The following is a 20320-nucleotide window of genomic DNA, read 5'->3' on the forward strand; positions in this document are numbered from 1 at the left end:
GGGCGCCCTTTTTGCGTCTGAGCCCAGACCGGCGCGGGCAACAGTTCCATTCGGCAACAAGCGCCAGGATCACGCTGCGCCGCAGCACCGGAAACCGTATCAGTTGATAATTTCTGTTCAGGTGACAAGGGCAATGCCCTGCGACAGAATGGGCCGCACCCGGAGGAGACAGCCGGGGCCACGATAAAACGTCATACGTAAACGTCAGACCTCAACGTCATACGTCCAAGGCCCATGAAAAAACCCAAGAGCAATGTGATCATCACGTGCGCCATTACCGGTTCGGTGCATACGCCGTCGATGTCGCCCTATCTGCCCGTCACCCCCGACGAGATCGCGCAATCGGCATTGGATGCCGCCGAGGCGGGCGCGGCCATCGTGCATCTGCATGCGCGCGATCCGCAGACTGGCAGGCCCACGCAGGACCCGGCGCTGTACGCGCAGTTTCTGCCGCGCATCAAGGCGCAAAGCGATGTGGTCATCAATATCACCACCGGCGGTTCGCCCGTGCTGCCGGTCAGCGAACGCATGTTGCCGGCCACGCGATTCAAGCCGGAGGTTGCCTCGCTGAACATGGGGTCGATGAACTTCGGCATGTATGAATTGCTGGAACGCTTCAAGGAATTCAAGCACGACTGGGAACGCCCCTATCTGGAAAGCAGCAACGATCTGGTGTTCAAGAACACGTTCAAGGATATTGAGCACATCCTGTCGTCGTGCAATGACAACGGCACGCGCTTTGAGATCGAGTGCTACGACATCGGGCATCTGTACACGGCGGCGCATTTTGTGGACAAGGGGCTGTTGAAGCCGCCGTTCTTGATCCAGTCCGTCTTCGGCATCCGGGGCGGCATCGGCACGCATCCCGAAGACGTGATGATGATGCGCCGCACGGCCGACCGGCTGTTTGGCGATGACTACCGCTGGTCGGTCCTGGCGGCGGGGCGCAAGCAGACCACGCTTGCGACCATGGCGGCGACGATGGGCGGTTTTGTGCGCGTGGGGCTGGAAGATTCCTTGTGGGATGGTCCGGGCGAACTCGCGCAGTCGAATGCGGATCAGGTGCGCCGCATCCGCCGCATTCTTGAGGACTTGTCGCTGACCATCGCCACGCCCGACGAGGCGCGCGAGATTCTGCAACTGAAGGGCCGGGACAACGTCGCGTTCTGACGGCGGCACGGCAACAACAATCAAACCCCAGGCGGGAGACAAACATGAAAAAAATCTTGAACGCGGCAGTGGCGTCGGCCTTGCTGGCCATGGGCGGCGCAGCCATGGCCGACGACAACGTGATCCGTATCGGCTTCATTACCGACATGTCGGGCCTGTCGGCCGATGCCGACGGCCCGGGCGGGGCCGAAGCCATCAAGATGGCGGTGGCCGACATGGGCGGCGAGATCGCCGGCAAGAAGATTGAAGTGCTGGTGGCCGACCACCAGAACCGCGCTGACATCGCGTCGTCACGCGCACGCGAATGGCTGGACCAGCGCGGCGTGGACATGCTGATCGCGGGTGCGAATTCAGCCGCCGCGCTGGCGATGGCGAAGGTGGCTGAAGAGAAGAAGACGCCGTTCTTCGTGGTGAGCGCGGGCGCGTCGGAACTGACCAACGCGCAGTGCACGCCGTACACGGTTCACTACGTCTACGACACGGTATCGCTGTCGCGCGGCACGGCGCGCGCGATGCTCAAGGAAGGCAATAAGGACTGGTACTTCCTGACGGTGGACCACGCATTCGGCCACGCGCTGGAACGCGATGCATCGGCCGTGGTGCAGGCCAACGGCGGCCAGGTGAAAGGCCGCGTGCGCCATCCGCTGAACGCGGCGGACTTTTCTTCGTACATCTTGCAGGCGCAGGCGTCTGGCGCCACAGTGCTGGGGCTGGCCAACTCGGCCGCCGACACCAGCAACGCGGTCAAGGCCGCGGCGGAATTCGGGCTGACACCCAAGATGAAGATCGCGGGCCTGCTGGTGCTGATCACCGACATCCACGCGCTGGGCCTGGCGGCCGGGCAAGACATGTACCTGACCACCGCCTGGTACTGGGACCAGGACGATGCGTCGCGCAAGTGGGCGGCGCGCTTTGAAGAGCGCATGAAGAAGAAGCCGTCGATGCTGCAAGCGGGCGACTACTCCGTCACCACCACCTACCTGAACGCGGTGAAAGCCACCGGCACGACCGACGGCGAGACCATCATGAAGTGGGTGAAGTCCAACCCGGTGAACGACTTCTTCGTGAAGAACGCGACGGTGCGCGCCGACGGCCTGCTTGTGCACGACATGTATTTGATGCAGGTGAAGAAGCCGGCGGAATCCAAGGGCCCCTGGGACTACTACAAGCTGATCGCGAAGATTCCGGGCGACGAAATCTACACGTCGCCGCAGGAATCCAAGTGCCGACTGATGAAGCCATGATGTTGAAACCATGACACCCGCCCACGCCGAAGGAAACCGCATGAACCCGCAAGACTTGACCGCCCTGCCGGTGGACCTGAGCAGCCGCCGCGTCATCGTTACCGCCGGCGCGGCGGGCATCGGCGCGGCGCTGGCCGATGCTTTCGCCGAGCGCGGCGCGCATGTTCACGTCTGCGACGTGGACGAAGGCGCGCTGTTTGAATGCCGCCATGCCAACAGCCGTGCCGACGTGAGCCGCCGAGAAGACATCGACCGCTACATGGAGACCGCGCTAGCGCACCTGGGCGGCCTGGACGTGCTGGTGAACAACGCGGGGATCGCCGGCCCCACCGCCCGCATCACCGACATCCAGCCGGACGAGCTGGCCGCCACGCTGGACATCAACCTGGCATCGCAATTCCACACGGTGCGGCACGCCGTGCCCGCGCTGCGCCAGGCGGGTGGCGGCGCCATCATCAACATCAGTTCGGTGGCGGGCCGCATGGGGCTGCCCTTGCGCACACCCTACTCCGCCTCGAAATGGGGCGTGGTGGGCCTGACGCGATCGCTGGCGGTGGAACTGGGTGTTTACGGCATCCGTGTCAACGCCCTGCTGCCCGGGCTGGTGGCCGGCCCGCGCATCGACCGCGTGATTGCCGCGCGGGCGCGCGCGATGGGTCTGACGGTTGAAGAAGAAACCAAGCTGGAACTGGCGGGCGTCAGCCTGCGGCAGTTTGTCCAGGGCGCCGACATCGCGAACATGGCGCTGTTCCTGGCCAGCCCGTTTGGCGCGATGATCAGCGGGCAAGCGATCAGCATCGACGGCGATCTGCAATCTTTGCCGTGGCAGCCGCCGGCCGATTGAGCTTCCGCCCCCCCCGGTTCCCCTATGCCCGTCCCCTGTCCCCTGCCCCCGTGTGCACGGGGGCCGACGTGACGGGCTAGGCGATCAGTTGGATCGTGTGCGCAAAAACCCCGTTGCGTCTTGCCTGGGCCGTGGCGTGCAAGGCGCCCAGCAAGCGCTCGGCCAGATCCTGGTTCTGGGCTTCCTTGCGCGTGATCAGTACAAACTCGAACCACTGCCTCGACGCCAGCGGCACCGCGACGATGTCGGGGTAGACCGACACGATGTCCGACGCCGATATCGCGTTGACCAGGCTGACGCCTTTCACGGCGCGCACCGTGCCGGGCACCAAGGTCATATGCGCTTGCATGCCGGAGTCCAGCGCATCGGAATCGGCAATGTCGCCTTGCGCCACCACGTAGTCGGACCACAGCGGCTTGACGAAAGATTCGGGGGGAATGTCCGACACCGCCACCACGTCGCGCCGCGCCAAGGGGTGCTCACGGTGCGCGATCAGCATGACGTCGGTGCGCAGAAACGTCGTGAAGTTCACGCGTGGACTGTCGCTGCCCACCGCACCCAGGCCGAAGTCGGCCCGCATGGTTTCCACCGCGCTGATGCACTGCACCGACGATTCCACGTCGATGGAGAACGGCCGCTTGCCGTGTTCATCCAGGTGCCGCTTCACCGCTTCGGGCGCATACACCAGCGCCAACGCAGGCGACGAGGCCACGCGCAAGCCCCGCCCGCCAAACTTTTCAATGCTGTGCAGGGCTTCGTCGATGCGCACCAATTCGTCCAGCACGAACTTGGCTTCGGTGTACAGGTATTGCCCGGCTTCGGTGGGCCGCAGGGTCTTGTGCGACCGGTCAAACAACTGCACGCCCGTGGCGGTTTCCAGCCGCGACACCGCATGGCTGATTGCGGGCTGCGTCAGGCTCATGACCTGCGCGGCCTGGCGCGTGGACCCGGTCATGACCACCGTATAAAAGATGCGCAGGTCGTGGATGTTGAAGTTGCGTTTCATGCCGCTATTGCGCCACCCGCTGTATTTCCGGCGTGACCCACTTGCCGTCCAACAGCGCCGGCTTGGGCCAGTAGTAGCGCAGGGTCACCATGAACGGCCCAGGCGGCGCGGGCAGCCAATTGGACTCTTTGCCCTTGCCCGGCGACTGCGACTGGATGTAGATCGTCAGCCCGCCATCGCGGTCTTTCTTCAGCGACGGCAGCATGGGGGAATTGATTAGATAACGGTCGATCGGGTTGGACGCCAGCAATTGTTCTGGCAGCCGGTACATCGTCATGGACCAGAACGCATTCACGGGCGGCAGGCTGCGCGGCGCAAAGCGCAGCGTGTACGCGTACCGGCCATCCAGCTCCTGGCCCCGGCTGTCTTTTTCCAGCACGGGGTACAGCGCTTCTTCGCGGCTGTTGGCGCCGATGCCGATCTGCGTACCGGTCGCGCGCGCCAGATAGTCGTTCTTGAGCTTGGCGCGGCTGCCGAACAGCCCATCGGTCTTGCCGGCCAGTGCCGTGCGGTTCTTGTCGATGTCGTTCTGCGCCGTATGCATGCCTTCCTGCAAGGCGCGGCGCAGGCGCGGGTCCAACTGATCAACGGGATACGCTTGGCCGGGCTTGATGCCGATGCTGCCAAGCCGTTCGCGCAACCATTTTTCCGTGGGATGGGTGGGCGCAAATTGCAGCAGAAAAGCCAGCTGGTTGTAGAACTCCAGCGACGTGCGCATCTCGCCGGGCGGCACAGGGGGAATCCATTCAACGGCGGCGGGCGCGGGCGGCGCGGGCCGCGTGGCAAAGGAAGACAGGGGTTGGATCTTGTAGCGCGCCTGGATGCGCTTGACGTTGTTCAGGTCGGCCGCATTGAACAACTGCGTGCGGCCCACCACGTTGACGAGTTCGGTTTCCGACTTGATCACTTTGGTGATGCCGCGCGGCACCTTGCCGTCCCAGCGCGGCCCCGCCACCAGGAAGTTGCCGCCGCCGTTGCCGGTTTCGCGGCTGCCGATGTAGGCGAAGTTGTAGGTGTACAAGTCCATCAGTTGCAGGACGAAGTACCGCCGCTTTTCGATCGGCGGCACGCTGATCACGACGGGTTCGGCACGCAGGTCCAGCATGGCGAAGGAATAAGGCGTGTCGGCATTCGGCGTGACGAACGCGGTGTCGTCTGGCGTGAAGACGCGCGCGATGTTGTTGAAGGTGTTGGGCGGGCCTTTGTACTGCGGGTTGTTCTTGTCCAGGTTGAAGGCGTACATGGTCTGGTAGCTGGCCACCATGGGGGTGCCGTACAGATACGCTTCGCTGGCAATGCTGCGCGCTTGTTGCGCGGTGACGCCGTGGATGCCGACAGACTGCGACCCCGTGGCTTCGTCGGACGACGTGAAGCTGCAACCCGCCAGGCTGGCCATCAACAAGGGCGTGGCCAGCAGGGGCTTGGCCAGCAACCCCGCAAGACGGCGGTGGGCCTTGAACGCAAAGCCGGTGCTACTCTGACGATCGCGCATAATTTGCTCCAACACCTGCATGTTGTTGGCAACGCCCTGTTGGCGGCAGCGTCGCGGTCAAGGACAGCAATTCCGCAGGGGATTCTGGCATATTTCCCGCCAATGAAGAAGGATCGGGATACCGCAGCCCAAAAGAGAGAACATCCCCAGGCATGGATATCGACAGCAACTTTCCAGACCGCCCCCTGGGCGATGACGCCAACGTGCGCGCCCCCGCGTACTACGTGCTACAGGCCACGCACGCCTGCCGCCATTGCCAGCGTGCCACGCCCGTGTTCGCGTTGGCGCTGCCGCCAGATCACGAGAGCACGGAAGCCGATACTGAGCTGGAAGAGGACGGCGACAGCTTGGGCCTTTCGCCGACCGCCTTCCACGACTGGCTGTTCAGCCCCGCGCAATGGCAGCGTATCGCCGGGCCGGCGCTGATTTCGCAGGTGGGAATGGTGGCGGCGTCAGTAGCCCACACGCTGAACCAGACGGCGCCTACGCTGAGACCAGACCCCGACCGCCAGGGCCAATGGACCAATTTTTGCGACCACTGCCAGCGCGCGGTATGGGAAGGCGACTTGTACCCGACCGTGGGCCAGGCCTTCTGCCCGAAAGACGACGCCGCCGCCGCGCACATGACGGTGCACGTAGTGAACGCGCCCTTCGCGGCCTACGCCACCATGATCTGGTCAGACAGTTATCGCAATAAATGGCCGCTGTTCAAGCGTCTTGGCGTGCAATGCAGCGAGCCGTGATCGCCACGATGGCGCTCTCGGTGGCGCGCGCGTCGGTGTTCAGGTGCTGAATCAAGTCCAGCGTAGTGGAACGGCGGGTGAGCATCAGGCAGGTGACTTCGGCATCCTCCACGCGCGTGGCATGCCAGCACCCGGGCCGCATGCAAACGCCCTGCCCTTGCGGCACGCGAAAAGCGGCTAGCGTGGCCAGGTCGGGGCTACCGTCGGCTTGGCTTTGCGCCACCACCTGAATGATGGTGCCGGTCAGCGGCACGATGGCCTGCTGCGTCAGCAAGTGCTTTTCCAGGCTGGCGATTTCCGGGGAAGCGCTACGGTAATTGACCCACAGCACTTCGGCATCGCCGCCCGCGCCGGTGTTGAACACGTGTTCCTGCCAGAAATCCGTGGCGGGGTTCGAGAACAAGGGCACGCCGTTGCCATCCGGAATGGGCTTGCCCAACATCCAGCCATACGGCGTGAATGCCTGCGGCGTCAGATCATTGACTTCCAACTGCTGGTTGCTCGTCATGCAGAACCCTGTGATGGCTTGGGCGGCGTGCCGCGTTTGGGGAATTCGGCGGCGTAGTCGAAGTCGCCTCGGGCGATGGCCTCCAGGATGGCGGCGCGCCGATCAGCCGCGCGTTTCAAGTTGGCGGCCGTGGGCTTGACGCGGATGCGTTCAACGCAATGCCGGCCGTTATACATGAAGCCGATCTCGATGGACGATTCCGACGCGGGCCTGACGCCCTCGAACCCCTGGCTCATCGCCTTTCCCGTGGTGATTGCGAATGGGCGACATGATAATCGCCGGATATGCATCGTCCAAGCACGGCTTGCCTGATCACACCGGGCAAGCATGGTTACGATGGCGGATGACCCTGCAAGGATGAACCCGCCAAGAACACCCCTATCAAGGATGCCCACCATGACGACTGACCTGTCATCGCATTATGTTCTGCTGGACGCCACCGGCGCCGCCGCCACGGTCAAGGGTGGCGACGAGTTCTGGTCGCAGTCGCCCGAGGCGCTGGACCGGTTTGGCCGCGGCTGGCTGGTATCTGAATACACCTTCGCCAACGACTGGCCGCAATGGGAAATGCACCCCGAGGCGGACGAAATCGTGCGCCTGATGTCGGGCGCGGCCGAGCTGCATCTGGAATGGCCGACGGGCGTGCAAGTGGTGAAGATGCTGGCCGACGACGCCTACGTCATCCCCAAGGGCGCGTGGCATACCGTCAAGGTGGTCGAGCCCTGTCGCATGCTGCACATCACGATGGGCGCGGGCACGCAGCACCGGCCCGCCTAAGTCTTAACCGGCCGCGCCGACGGTGCGCACACGCAGGATCTCGCGGTCGTCGATGGGCCAATGCAGCACGGCGGACACCACGCCCAGCGCCATCGCGCCCAGCCAGATCAGGTCATACGACCGCGTGGCCTCGAACACCGCGCCGCCCAGCCACACGCCCAGGAACGACCCCAGTTGATGGCCGAAGAACACGAAGCCGAACAGCGTGGTCAGGTAGCGCACGCCGAACACCTGCGCGATCAGGCCATTGGTGAGCGGCACGGTGCCCAGCCAGACAAAGCCCATGATGGCGGCGAAGGCGTACACGGTCCACGTGGACAGGGGCAGCAACAGAAACAAGGCGATAGCCGCCGTGCGCAGCAGGTAGATGCCGGCCAGCAGGTATTTGCGGCGATGGCGCGCGCCCAGCACGCCGAACACATAGGTGCCCATGACGTTGGTCAGCGCAATGATGGCCAAGGCCGCCACCGCGTCGGCCGCCCGCATGCCCTTGTCCATCAGGTAGGCGGGCAGGTGCGTGCCGATGAACGCCAACTGGAATCCGCACGCCAGAAAACCCAGGTTCAACAGCCAGAATCCCGGCCGCGTGAACGCTTCGCCGATGGCGGCGCGCAAGGACAGGCTGGCGTCCGGCGCATTGGCGTCACGCGCTGCGCTGTCGGGCTCGCGCAGCGGCCGGGCCAAGGGCAGCAGAACGGCCATCACCACTGCAAACACCAGCAACGCGCTGACCCAGCCCCAAGCGCCGATCAGCCCCTGCGCGGCGGGCACCATGGCAAATTGCCCCAGGCCGCCCACGGCGCCAGCCACGCCCAGCGCCCACCCGCGACGCTCGGGCGGCACCAGCCGGCTTAGCGCGCCATAGACGGCGGCAAACGCCGTGCCGGACAGCGCGATGCCGATGCACACGCCCGCCATCAGCATGAACGCCAAGGGCGTGACAGCATGCGCCATGCCGACCAGGCCCAGCGCGTAGAACACCAGCCCGCCCGCGATGATCTTGGCCGATCCATAGCGGTCGGCCACCATGCCGGTAAACGGCTGCGCGATGCCCCAGGTGAGGTTCTGCACGGCCAGCGCCATCGCGAAGGTGTCGCGGCTCCAGCCCCGGTCCATCGACACGGGCAAGAGGAACAAGCCTTGTACGTGGCGCACGCCCAAGGCCAAGCCCATGATGATGCCGCCTGCCAGCACCAGCATCCACAAGCGTGAAGCATCGGGAGGCGATGCGTCGAGATGCGACGCAGCAGGACGTGAGGCAGCAGGGCCTGAAGCAGCGGGGGAAGGCGGAACAAGGGGCGCCGGCATGGTGTACCTCTCTGGTCGTACGCTGGGCCTCGGCACGGGAGGCATTGCGGCTTTATTACAGAAGGGCCGCGACGTGGCTTCAACCGATTATTTTTTGCCGGCTGCATGCGGCACGGGAATGCGAACAAAGGCCACCTGTTAACGCTTCGTTTTCTATAGTTACATTTACCCGTCTGTCCCCCGCAACTGCTGGTTACAGTGCTGCCTTCGCATATTCTGGCAAGGCATACGACCATGTGGCACGTCCGGCTTGGCTTTCCTCTTTTCGCGGCCCCTGCCCGCGTGTTCGCATGATGCGCGCCGCGATCAAGCCCTTGGCGCTGGCCGTGGCGCTGGCCTTGCCCGCCCTGCCCGATACGGCGCGTGCCGACTCCTGGCTGGACCAATGCACCACCAGCTACTACGGCCAGGGCGCGGACACGGTCTGCCATCAGTCCTTCAGCGAAGGCCTGGCCGGCGTGCTGACCGGGTCGCGCAGCGACGAGGCGGGCGCCTGGGGCTATATCGACAAGCAAGGCCGCATGGCCATCGCGCCCACCTACACGCAGGCCTCGCCGTTTCAGAATGGCCTGGCCGCCGTCAGCCAGGGCAACTTGTGGGGCTATATCGACACCAAGGGCCAGTGGGTCATCAAGCCGCGCTTCACCACGGCCACGGGCTTTAACGCCGAAGGCACCGCGCTGGTTGAAGACGACGAGCACGATGTGCTGATCGACCGGCAGGGCAAGGTGGTCAAGACCTTCCCGCTGGGCACCCGCACGTGGGGCTTCATGCCCGGCCAGAAGCTGGCGTCGATGGAGGTGCCCACGCCGCCCCGCCTGATCAACACCGCGACGGGTGCCGCTACCGCGCTGCCCGAAGGCGTGATGATGCTGGCCGCGCCGTCGGCCGGCTACTTGCCCGCGCAGGTACGCGGGTCGCGCTATTCCGGCTGGTGGGGCTTGCTGGACGCGCAGGGCCGCTGGGCCGTGACGCCGCAGGTGCTGCGCTCGCGCGAAGCGCCGATGCGCGACGGTGACGTCGTGGCGGTGCGCCGTGAAAAAGATTGGACCTTCGTGGACCCGCGCGGCGAAGCGATTTCGCAAGCCAGCTACGAGCGCGTGCAGTGGCTGGCGTCCGGCCTTTGGCTCGTGGCGGGCGAAGACGGCAAGTCCACTTTGCTGGACGCCAGGCTCAAACCCGTGCATGCGTTCTCTACGTCGTACATGGGCGTGCAGCAACGCGACGGCTGGCGCTATCTGTCCGACGCATCGACAACGCTGTTGATCAGCCCCAACGGCACGGTGCAGAAACTGGCGATACGCGACGGCCGGGTCGACATCGTTCAAGGCCGGGCATGGGTGTATGGCATGCCGGTTGATACCGCCGCCAGCGCTGGCGGCGGGAGCGAGGCCACGAACGACGCCACAGACGAGGAACCACCCGTGGCGGTGGAAGCATCGGACGGCAACGTGGACATCGCCGCTGACGCAATCGCCCCCGACGCGGTGGCCGACTCGGTTGGAACCTACGCGACCGACGCCTCCAAGCCCGCCACGGATGTGGCGACGGCGGCGGTCGACACCCCGGCGGTCGACACCGCAGCGACCGCCGCGGCATCGGCCGCCGCCGCGACCGTCGTGACAGACGCCGCCGAGACGGCCGACGCCGGGCAAGCGGCGGCCGACGCGGAAGTGGCCGACACCCTTAGCGCGGATGACGCCGCGTCGCATACCGCCCTCGCGATCAACGCCGAAGCTTCCCTCATGCAGGTGTACGCCGCTGACGGCAAGCCCTTGCTGGATGCGGACACCGGCATGCGCCTGCGCAGCTATGACGTCAGCGCGTTTTCTCCCGGCAAATCCGCCCAGCGAGGTTCCGGCGATCAGACCATGCCGCTGGCGCTGCTACGCGACCTCAACGGTGCACGGCCCCTGGCCATCCTGACCGTCACGGGCAAGATCGTGTCGAACCCGCAATGGGAAAACATCAACACCTATGACGTGACGATGCCGCTGGTGGTGCGCGCCACGAACGATAAGGTGGGCGCCATCGACGGCCAGGGCGCATGGGCCGTGCCGCCTGACTATGACGACTTGCGCCCGTTCAAGGGCCCCTACACCTGGGCGCGCACCCGCGACATGCTGCGCAACGACGCTCTGCTGATCGATGCGCGCGGCAAACCGGTGCGCTTGCCGGATGACGTGAGCGCGGCGGCGTCCGAACTGGAAGGCGACCTGCTGGTCTACCGCGCGGCGGACGACAACCGCGAACGCCGCTGGGGCCTGTGGAACGTGCGCCTGGGCGCGCCCGCGCTGAAGCCTGAATTTGACCGCATCGAGGAATTCGACGACGACTGGGTCCGCGTACAGGACAAGGGCCGCTGGGGCCTCGTCAACCGCCAGGGCCAGTGGGTCGTGCCGGCCACGCACGACAGCGCCTACAACATGGAATACCTGGGCAACGGCTTCATGCTGGTGAACGAGCCGGAAGGCAAGGGCCTGGCCGGCCGCTATGGCGACAGCCCGTACCGGATGGTCAACCTGCGCACCGGCAAGCGCAGCGACATCATCTTCGGCAAGCCCGACAAGTTGCAAGGCGGCCGCTACATGGGCGAACTGGCCGACGGCAGCGCCGTGCTGTTCGACGCGCAAGGCCGCGCCACGAAAATCTCTGACGGCCAGCCGGAAAGCAAAGAGCAGCATGGCGACTGGCTGATCGTGCGCCAAGGCGAACGCGAAGGCGCCATCAACGCGCGCGGCCAACTGCAAGTGCCCGCGCTGTATGGCGAATTCAATCCCTTCTTTGTGCAGCCCGAGGGACTGGCGCGCGTCAATCTGGGTTCGGGTTACCGCGTCATCGATCAGCAGGGCAAGACCGTGCTGGAAAAGCACGGCGACGGCTTTCCGCTGGCGTCCATGCAGCGCGTGCTGTTCGAGGACGACCGCGCGTCCACCTCCGTGCTGACGGACCTGCAGGGCCGCGAGGTCGCGCGCCTGTCCAACCGCTTTCCGGTGGGCTACCAGCGCGCCAGCGAAGGCGTGGTGCCTTATAGCGAAAACTACGGCAAGCAAGGCTTCCTGAATGCGGCGGGCAAGCGCGTCGTGGGCGCGCACTTCAGCGATCTGGGTGCGCTGAAGCACGGCCTGGCCCGGGCGCAGCGCCTGGACCGCACGGGCAAGCTGTACGGCTACATCGACCTGAGCGGGCGCTACGCCATCCCGCCCGCGTTCACATGGGCACAAGACTTCCAGGACGAACGCGCCATGGTGTTTCACGATCACCTGGTCGAATTCATCGACACACGCGGCAAGACCACCACCACCTTCGGCGTGCTGTGCGACCAGATCGTGATCTTCGACGCGGAAGAAAACCAGAGCTGGCCGCGCGAAGCTCTGACCTGCCAAGATGCGACGCGCATCGATCCCCCCGCCCTAGACACCGCCAAAGCAGAATGACCATGACGTCACGAGTGATCCGCACCACCCGTATCGCCTGCGCCCTGGCCGCGCTGGGCGCCTCCCTGTCCGCGCACGCGCAGATGGGCCATGTGTTTTGCGTTGACGAAGCCCGCGCGCGCAACGACGCCGCCGTCGACGACATCTCGTACCACACGCCCTACGCCAACGGCTGCATCCGCAACCTGGCGGACGGACGCGCCGCCGTGCTGCTGCCGTCCGCGCTGGAACCGATGCGCCGCGTGCCGTCGGACCAATCCCTGCGCCGCCATGCCTGGGGTTTTCTGGACCAGAACGGCAGGCTGGTGATCCGCCCCATCTTTGAGAACGTGCGCGACTTTCGCCACGGACTGGCCGCCGTGCAATGGCAAGGCAAGTGGGGCTTCATCAACCCACAAGGCCGCATGGCCGTGCCGCCGCGCTACGACAGCGTGGGCGACTTTGCTGAAATCGGCCTGGCCGTGGCCACGGTGGACGGACGCCACGAGTTCATCAACCGCCAAGGCGAAACGGTAGGCGAGCCGCTGGACGCCGGCATCGAAAGCCTGGTGATCGAAGACGGCGTGCCCGCGCGCGCAGCAGTGGCATTCAAGCTGGAATACCGGGCGCCATCGGGCGAACGCCGCTTCGCCATGCCCGGCGTGAAGGTGACGCAAGCCTATGGCCAGGGCTTCTTCATCGCCGACAACGGCGAGTATCGATACGGCTTGGTGGACCGCGACTGGAACTGGGTGGTTGAACCCATTTACGACGATATCTCGGTCAATCGCGACGGCATGCTGGCCGTGGCTTATGGGCCAGACGGCGTGGTGCTGCTGGGCACGGACGGCAAGGCGATCGGCGCGGACCAGCACTACGAATCGCTGAACCCCGTGGGCCGCAAGTTCTGGAGCGCGCAGTTGGGCGATCGCAAAGGCTATGCGGTACTGGACACCGCCGGCCAGCTGGTCGTGACCATGACGTTGCCCGAAGCCGAGGCCTCGCAGCGCTTTGGCGATGTGATCGTGTACCCGTCGGGCGACACGATGATGGCGTTGGTGCCTGGTCAGCCCAAGCCGGTGCCGCTGGGCGCGGGCCTTGCCCCCAGCGTCGATGAAGCAGGCTTCGTGCTGTTCAGGGGCGAGGCAGGCGTCGGCCTGCTGACGCCCAAGGGCGCGTGGTTGCACGGCGCCACCGCACCCGCCTGGTTGGCAGAGGCCGGCACGATGGAAGTGCAGCAAGGCCGGCTGTGGATCAAGAATCAGGAACGTGGGCTGCTCAATATCGTCGACGCCGACGGCCAGGTATTGCTGAAGCCTGACGCCGTCGAGGCCGTGCAGAACATGCAACTGAAGGCCCTGGCCGTGGACTTGCCTGGCGCGCCCTTGGGGCTGCTGGGCCAGTCGCATTGCCAATGCGGCCCGGCGGGCGCCGGCCTGCTGCTGGCGGATGGGAGCCTGGTGACCGACCCGTCGTGGAAGGACCTGACGATGCTGGAAGTGGGCGCGGACCGCGACAGCGATGCGCCCATATCCATCGACGGCCTCAAGCCGGAACAACTGCGCTACGCCGCGACCACCGCCGACGGCATCCGCCTGCTGGATGCCCAGGGCCGCGTGATGGACCTGCCGGCGCAGCAATACATAGGCGCGTTTCAGCAAGGCTATGCGCTGGTGTACGCCAACGGCGTGAACAAGATGATCGACCGCGACGGCAAGCTGTACGGCCTGCCCGCCGATGTCTTCGACTCGCAGGTCGTGGCGCCGGGGGTGATGCGCTACGTCAAGACCGCCAGCGCCGATGCGCCGTGGGGTCTGTACGACTTCGTGGCGGGCAAGGAACTGGCCGCGCCCGCGTTTCAGGAGATCGATGCGTTTGAGAACGGGCGCGCCGTCGCATCGCTGGGCGCGGACCGCGTGGGCGTGATCGATCTGCAAGGCAAGTGGACCGTGCCGGCGCGCCATCATGCCGTCGCGCGGGTCAACGACAGCTTGTGGAAGGTGATGCAGGCGGGCGCGCAGGACGAGGACTACGCCCGCCCCGTTGCGCTGTTCAACAGCCAGGGCCGCGCGCTGACGCCCTTCATCAGCCGGCTGCAAATTGGCCAGACGGAAGACGGCGCCGTCACGGCCGAGAGCGATCAGCGCCGCTGGATCTTTTCGGCAGACGGCGCCAATGCGCAAGACCTGGAAGATGCCCTCTACACGCGCCTGGGCGACTGGCTGGAGATTCGTCGCACGCCCCGTCACGGCTATCTGAACGAACAGGGCAAATGGCAGATGCCGCCCAGCGCCGCTACCGGCTCGGTGTTCCAGGGCTCGCCCGCGCGTGCGCTGGCATCCGATGAAAGCGGTGCGCGCCTGATCGACGCGGCGGGCAAGACGGTGGTGACGCTGCCCGCGGGCGAATGGCAGTGGCCGCAAGGTTCACCGCAACTGCTCAGGCATTACGAGGTGAACGGCCGGCTGCGCACGGACTATGTCGACACGAGCGGCAAGACGCGGCTGAGCGTTGAGGGCGTCACATCGGCGTTTTCGGAAGGCCAGGCGGTGTCGTTGCTGCCGACTCGCGCGATGCGCGCCGTGGATGCCAAGGGCGCGCTCACCGGCCCGGCGTTCAATGCGCTGGGCACGCTGCGCGACGGCTTGGCGCCTGCCCTGGGCGACATGAACATCGGCTTTGTCGACCGCCAGGGGCAGTACGTCATTCAGCCCGAGTACAGCACCGTCACGCCGTTCAAGAGCCAGCGCGCGGTGGTGTCCACGATGGACTACTCGGAACTCATCGACCCGGCCGGCCGCGCGCGGGCCCGCGTGGAAATGGTGTGCGGCGTGCGCGCGCTATACGGCAGCGCGGGGCAGCGCTTGTGGCCCAACACGATGCCGGCGCGTTGTGACCGCTAAGGCCGGCGCGTGCTTGAAGCGTCAGCGCGTGCTTGAAGTGCGTGCATGAAGCGCGTGCTTGAAAGGCGGGCGTGAAGCCCCGGCGTTGGACGCCTATTGCGTGTCCAACGCCAGGTAACGCTGGGTCTGCACGATGGCTTCGCGTTCCTTGAAGCTGGTGAGTTGGTCGGCCACCGCGCTGCTGTCGCCGGTCTGCTTGATGGCGGCCAGCGTGGCCTGCATGGCGTGGATGGCGGCGCGCTGCAAGTCCGACGGAATGATGGCCAGGCGATAACCCATGGCCGCCAGATCGGGCAGCGGCACCAGCGGCGTCTTGCCGCCATAAAACATGTTGATGAGCTTCAGGCCCGGCAGGCGGTCGGCAATGGCGCGAATCTGCGCCAGCGTTTCGGGGGCTTCCACGAAGATCATGTCGGCGCCCGCCTTCAGGTAGCGCTCGGCGCGCGTGATGGCAGCATCAAACCCTTCGACCGCGATGGCGTCCGTGCGCGCGATGACCAGCGTGTCTGGGTCGCCCAATGTTTGCCGCGCAATGTGGACCTTGCGGCACATTTCCTCGACGTCGACCAGGCTCTTGTCGTCCAGGTGGCCGCAGCGCTTGGGAAACGATTGGTCTTCGATATGAAAAGCAGCCACGCCCGCGCGCTCCATGATGCGTACCGTGCGCTCAACATTGGCGGACCCGCCGAAGCCCGTGTCCGCATCCGCGACCACCGGCAGCCCGCTTGCGTCCACTATCTTTTCCACGCGGTCCATCACTTCGGTAAAGCTGAGCAGGCCGATATCCGGATAGCCCGCCGCGCGCGCAATGGCGCCGCCGCTGGCGTAAACGGCGTTGAACCCGGCCAGGGCCACCAGCCGCGCGGACATACCGTCATAGGCGCCGGGCGCCACCACAATGCCATCGGCCAAATGCTGGCGCAGCAAGGCGCCGGGTTTCAAAGGGGAGTTCATGCGGGTTCCTGAAAGGGGGATCGATGCCTGCATGATCGGCTCGCAGGACTAGAATGTCCAATATATGGAATGTTGATAATCAGTATGTAAAAGGTATCGATATGGAACTGCGGCATCTGCGGTATTTCGTGGTGACGGCCGAGGCCCAGCACTTCACGCGCGCGGCGGAAATCCTGGGCATGGCGCAGCCGCCGCTGAGCCAGCAGATTCGTCAGTTGGAACAGGAAGTGGGCACGCCGCTGTTCGACCGAACGGGGCGCGGCGTGGTGCTGAACGACGCGGGCCGGGCGTTTTTTTCCTGCGCGCAGGATATTCTGCGACGCGCGGAGGCCGCGGTGCAGACGGCCCAACGCGCTGCGCGTGGCGAAGTGGGGGAACTGGCGTTGGGGTTCACGGAGTCGGCTTCGTTCAATGGCGTGGTGACGGAAGTGATCCGACGCTATCGCCAGCAGTATCCCGACGTTGAGATGACGCTGTCGCAAGGCGATAGCGAGACGCTGGTGGCGCAACTGCGCGATGGCGCGATAGACGCCGCCTTCGTGCGGCCGCCGTTCGCGCTGGACGGCGGGCTGACGTTCACACAGTTGACCGAAGAGCCGCTGGTGGTGGCATTGCCGCTGGGCCACGCGCTGGCGCGCCGCAAGCGCTTGGCGCCGAAGGATCTGACGCAGGAACGCTTCATCCTGTATTCGCGCAAATCCGGCTACGGGCTTAGCGCGGACATCATGGCGGCGTGCCGCCAGCATGGCTTGAACCCGTTGATCGGCCAACGCGCGCCGCAGTTATCGTCGGCGGTGAACCTGGTGGCGGCAGGCATGGGCGTGGCCGTGGTGCCGGCGTCATTACGCCCCCTGCGCCCCGACGGCGTGGTCTACCGCCCCTTCACCCTGGACTGGCCCCGCGCGGTGCTAGGCCTGGCCGTCCGCACAGACAAACCCGGCGGCCGCATAGAAAACCTGCTGCGCCTGGCCCGCGAAAAACCAACGCCAAGCCCGTAGGATGGGTGCAGCGCGAGAGAGCCGAAAAAAGAACGCAGACGCCGTTCGCGCGAAACCCATCAAACAACGCCCCAATTCTTAACAAGCCCAACGCAAGAACCCCCACCGCAAGATGGGTTCCGCGCGCTAAGCGTTCGAGTCCTTATCACGCCCCTGTCGCGCTACACCCATCCTACGATGGCACGACCGTAGGATGGGACGGACGTAGGATGGGTGCAGCGCGGCAAGGCAACAAAAAGAACCCCGACGCAGCCCGCGCGAAACCCATCATCCCCCCGCCCCAACACCCCCCCTCACCCCTCATGCGACTCATGTACCGCCACCGCCCCGCGCTTCCAATAGCTCGCGGCGCGAATACGGGATTTATCGATGGCATGCCGTGACACCATGATTTCGCGCACGGCCTTGGCCACGGCGGATTCGGCGGCGACCCAGACATAGCCTTCGCCTTCAGGCAGCACCAACTCACGCGCCGCATCCAGCAACAGCGTGCTATACCCCGGCGCGGTCCCATTACGCGGCAACCAACGCACCACAACGTTCGCCGCCGACGCCAGCGGCATCTCATTTTCCGCAGACGGCACTTCAATCAACACCAGCGCCTGCGCCTGCGCCGGCAATTCCTCCAGCCGGCGGGCAATCGCGGGCAGCGCGGTTTCATCGCCGATCAGCACATGCCAGTCAAACGCCTTTGGCACCACGAACGAACCACGCGGGCCGCCAATACCAAGCTGCTGACCCGGCTGGGCTTGTTCCGCCCACATGCAAGCCGGACCGTCGCCATGCAGCACGAATTCAATCTCCAGCTCACGACGCTCCGCATCAAAACGGCGCGGCGTGTAATCACGTGCGGCGGGCTTGGGCACACCTTCAGGAAACTTCACGCCGTCCGGGCCGACGCTGGGCAACGCCGGCGGCAGCAGAGGATCGGCGGGGAAGAACAGCTTCACGTGGTCGTCGAACGAGGCGGACACGAAGTCCTGCAGATCGTCGCCAGTGAAGGTAACGCGCGCCAACAGGCCCGCGACGCGCTCAACGCGCTGAACAGTCAGTACGCGCATCTTCAAGTTGTGGCGCACGCGCTCCACGGTCAGGTCACTACGATTCATCAAAGCTCCAGATTCTGGGAAAGTGCGGGATCAAGCACAGGGCTTGCCGTTGATCTCATCGGTGGCACGCGCCAGGATGGCGGCGATGCGGCGTTGTTCAGCGGGCGAGGCATCGGTGCGTTCCATCAGCGCGCGGCGGATCGCATGGCGGGCTTCAACAAACTCGGGCACCCATCCCGTGCGCGCGTCCTCGCCTTCCGGCCCCAGGCTGCGCGGCTCGCCGCTCCATGCCTGCCGCATCCAATCCATCTTGCGGGCGATGTGCTTGAAGCGGTTGAACATCATCGACACGCGATCACGATTCGCGTCCAGATGGACCCGGCCGGGTTCCGCCAGGTGGTAGCGCTTCTTCGCGCCATCCTGCTCGACGGTCGCGTAGCCCAGCTCTTCCAGATAGGTCAGCGCGGGGTACACCATGCCGGGGCTGGGCGTGTAGAAGCCGTTGCTAAGCGTGCCGAATGCCTTGATGAGCTCATAGCCGTGACTGGGGTTTTGTTCCAACAAGCCCAGCAGCATCAACTGCAAGTCATCGGCCGACACGCGACGGCCGCGCGTAAAGCCACGTCCGTCGCCGCCAAAGCCGCCGGCATCGCCGCCGCGCCCCCCGTCAGGCGGTCCGGAAAACCAATCACCCCCGGCACTGGCGTGGTGGGGGTGATGATGGCGATGGGGATGATGATGGCCACGGTGTCCGTGGGCATGGGTGTGATCGACGTCGTGCTGGTGCATGGAATGCCTCTTACGATGTATCTAAAGATATAGATCTTACGATACACCCGCGAAATTCCGGCCGTCAACCGCCCGTTTGTATCGCTAGGCGACGGCGGCCGGGTCGGCATGCGCCGCCAGCCAGTGCGCAAACTCCGCCGCCCGGGTTCGCCGGGCGCCGCCGCGTAGACGACCAGACGCAAATGGCGGCTTTCGTCGACGGTGAGCGTGGCGTGTTCGAACGCGATGTCGCCCAGCGTCTCCACGCGCAGCTTGCGCTGTCCCATGCACGCACCGTGCACGTCGTGTTCGCGCCACCAGGTCTTGAAATCCGGCGATACGGCTTCCAGCTCATCCACCAGCTCGGCAATGTCCGGCACCCCGCTTGCGCTGGCGAAGTCGCGGCGGAAGGTGGACAGCATGGCGGGCGCCTGCGCGGACCAGTCCACGAAAAGCTGCCGCATGCGGGGCTCCACAAACAGCATCCACAGCAGGTTGCGCCGGCCCGGCGCCTGCGCCGAAAAATCGAACACCCGATCCGCCGCGGCGTTCCACATCACCACGTCCCAACGCAAATTCAGGATGTAGGCGGGCCGCGTGGGCAGGTCGTCCATCAGGCGGCGCACTTGCGGCGGCACCGTGCACCAGGTGCGGCCGGGTTCAGCGGGCGGGCGCTGATGCGCAAGCAGATAAAGATGGCGGCGTTCGGCGGCGTCCAGCTTCAAAACGCGCGCCAGGTTTTCCAGAAAGGTGGCCGACACGCTGATGTTGCGGCCTTGCTCAAACCACGTGTACCAGGCCAGGCCCACGCCGGCCAACGCGGCGACCTCCTCGCGGCGCAGCCCAGGCGTGCGGCGACGGCTGCCGGCGGGCAAGCCCAGGTCCGACGGGTTGAGGCGTGCACGCCGCAGGCGCAGGAATTCAGCCAGGTCGGGGCGCGTGCGGTCCAGGCGTTCGGGGGTGGGCGTTGGGGTCATGAAGGGGTGCGAATCGGGTTTGGTGGACGGGGCTACTGTGGGCTGATTACTGCTGAAGCGTTATTGCTGACGGGTTGCTGCTACAAGGCCACTGCTGCCAGCCTATTGCCCGTAGTAACAGCATAAACAGCTAAATTGTATAAGGCTGCGCGCCCGCCCAGAA

The 20320-nt window shown here is 65.4% G+C and carries 16 protein-coding genes and 1 pseudogene; 8 read left to right on the forward strand and 9 right to left on the reverse strand.

Features of this window, described 5'->3' with window-relative positions; translation table 11 throughout:
- Positions 1 to 234 precede the first annotated feature (234 nt).
- The 3 genes from kce to ACE04A_RS23635 are packed head-to-tail and all read left to right on the forward strand — an operon-like array spanning position 235 to position 3258.
- Positions 235 to 1170 (forward strand): 3,5-dioxohexanoate:acetyl-CoA acetone transferase, encoded by a 936-nt coding sequence (gene kce / locus ACE04A_RS23625; RefSeq protein ID WP_447991809.1) that lies wholly within the window; start codon positions 235 to 237, stop codon positions 1168 to 1170.
- 44 nt (positions 1171 to 1214) lie between these two features.
- Positions 1215 to 2414, forward strand: a complete 1200-nt coding sequence (locus ACE04A_RS23630) for an ABC transporter substrate-binding protein (protein ID WP_259250672.1) — start codon at positions 1215 to 1217, stop codon at positions 2412 to 2414.
- A gap of 40 nt (positions 2415 to 2454) precedes the next feature.
- The gene (locus ACE04A_RS23635; protein ID WP_448716668.1) at positions 2455 to 3258 is read left to right on the forward strand and encodes an SDR family oxidoreductase; all 804 of its coding nucleotides are present in this window, start codon (positions 2455 to 2457) and stop codon (positions 3256 to 3258) included.
- 76 nt (positions 3259 to 3334) lie between these two features.
- Here ACE04A_RS23635 and ACE04A_RS23640 read toward each other — a convergent pair whose 3' ends face one another.
- Entirely contained in the window at positions 3335 to 4264 is a 930-nt protein-coding gene (locus ACE04A_RS23640; protein WP_259250675.1) for a LysR family transcriptional regulator, read from the reverse strand.
- A gap of 4 nt (positions 4265 to 4268) precedes the next feature.
- Positions 4269 to 5756, reverse strand: a complete 1488-nt coding sequence (locus ACE04A_RS23645) for a DUF1254 domain-containing protein (RefSeq protein ID WP_485820571.1) — start codon at positions 5754 to 5756, stop codon at positions 4269 to 4271.
- Positions 5757 to 5908: 152 nt separating this feature from the next.
- On the opposite strand from ACE04A_RS23645, the gene ACE04A_RS23650 reads away from it, so the two are divergent.
- Positions 5909 to 6499, forward strand: coding sequence for a hypothetical protein (locus ACE04A_RS23650; protein ID WP_448716671.1), 591 nt, complete (start codon positions 5909 to 5911; stop codon positions 6497 to 6499).
- On the opposite strand, the gene ACE04A_RS23655 is transcribed toward ACE04A_RS23650, so the two are convergent.
- Together ACE04A_RS23655 and ACE04A_RS23660 are read right to left on the reverse strand one after the other, a co-directional pair.
- Positions 6465 to 7007: an ureidoglycolate lyase gene (locus ACE04A_RS23655; RefSeq protein ID WP_438858519.1), complete on the reverse strand. Its 543-nt coding sequence runs from the start codon at positions 7005 to 7007 to the stop codon at positions 6465 to 6467. The genes ACE04A_RS23650 and ACE04A_RS23655 overlap by 35 nt on opposite strands.
- A complete protein-coding gene (locus tag ACE04A_RS23660; RefSeq protein WP_100854236.1) occupies positions 7004 to 7243 on the reverse strand; it encodes an Arm DNA-binding domain-containing protein in 240 nt (79 codons plus the stop codon). The genes ACE04A_RS23655 and ACE04A_RS23660 overlap by 4 nt, the downstream gene beginning before the upstream one ends.
- Before the next feature lie 160 nt (positions 7244 to 7403).
- On the opposite strand from ACE04A_RS23660, the gene ACE04A_RS23665 reads away from it, so the two are divergent.
- Positions 7404 to 7784, forward strand: coding sequence for a cupin domain-containing protein (locus tag ACE04A_RS23665; protein ID WP_485820572.1), 381 nt, complete (start codon positions 7404 to 7406; stop codon positions 7782 to 7784).
- A gap of 3 nt (positions 7785 to 7787) precedes the next feature.
- Here ACE04A_RS23665 and ACE04A_RS23670 read toward each other — a convergent pair whose 3' ends face one another.
- The gene (locus ACE04A_RS23670; protein WP_448716675.1) at positions 7788 to 8984 is read right to left on the reverse strand and encodes an MFS transporter; all 1197 of its coding nucleotides are present in this window, start codon (positions 8982 to 8984) and stop codon (positions 7788 to 7790) included.
- Positions 8985 to 9382: 398 nt separating this feature from the next.
- Here ACE04A_RS23670 and ACE04A_RS23675 point away from each other — a divergent pair, with 398 nt between their 5' ends.
- Together ACE04A_RS23675 and ACE04A_RS23680 are read left to right on the forward strand one after the other, a co-directional pair.
- Positions 9383 to 12529 carry a WG repeat-containing protein gene (locus ACE04A_RS23675; RefSeq protein WP_485820573.1) on the forward strand — a complete coding sequence of 1049 codons (3147 nt, stop codon included), beginning with the start codon at positions 9383 to 9385 and terminating at the stop codon, positions 12527 to 12529.
- Between the two features lie 2 nt (positions 12530 to 12531).
- Positions 12532 to 15411 (forward strand): WG repeat-containing protein, encoded by a 2880-nt coding sequence (locus ACE04A_RS23680; RefSeq protein ID WP_485820574.1) that lies wholly within the window; start codon positions 12532 to 12534, stop codon positions 15409 to 15411.
- A gap of 93 nt (positions 15412 to 15504) precedes the next feature.
- On the opposite strand, the gene ACE04A_RS23685 is transcribed toward ACE04A_RS23680, so the two are convergent.
- On the reverse strand, positions 15505 to 16365 hold the full coding sequence (locus tag ACE04A_RS23685) for an isocitrate lyase/PEP mutase family protein (RefSeq protein ID WP_259250693.1): 861 nt from the start codon (positions 16363 to 16365) through the stop codon (positions 15505 to 15507).
- A gap of 101 nt (positions 16366 to 16466) precedes the next feature.
- On the opposite strand from ACE04A_RS23685, the gene ACE04A_RS23690 reads away from it, so the two are divergent.
- Positions 16467 to 17363, forward strand: coding sequence for a LysR family transcriptional regulator (locus ACE04A_RS23690; RefSeq protein WP_485820575.1), 897 nt, complete (start codon positions 16467 to 16469; stop codon positions 17361 to 17363).
- A gap of 293 nt (positions 17364 to 17656) precedes the next feature.
- Here the strand turns inward: ACE04A_RS23690 and ACE04A_RS23695 are convergent, their stop codons facing one another.
- The 3 genes and pseudogenes from ACE04A_RS23695 to ACE04A_RS23705 form a co-directional block, all read right to left on the reverse strand.
- Complete coding sequence (locus ACE04A_RS23695) at positions 17657 to 18472, reverse strand: siderophore-interacting protein (RefSeq protein WP_447991830.1); 816 nt, start codon at positions 18470 to 18472, stop codon at positions 17657 to 17659.
- Positions 18473 to 18502: 30 nt separating this feature from the next.
- Positions 18503 to 19201 (reverse strand): PadR family transcriptional regulator, encoded by a 699-nt coding sequence (locus tag ACE04A_RS23700; RefSeq protein ID WP_448716681.1) that lies wholly within the window; start codon positions 19199 to 19201, stop codon positions 18503 to 18505.
- Positions 19202 to 19386: 185 nt separating this feature from the next.
- Positions 19387 to 20157: pseudogene (locus ACE04A_RS23705) on the reverse strand (helix-turn-helix transcriptional regulator); the annotation flags it as partial.
- Between the last annotated feature and the right edge of the window lie 163 nt (positions 20158 to 20320).

The sequence above is a fragment of the Achromobacter colocynthidis genome, assembly GCF_057334535.1.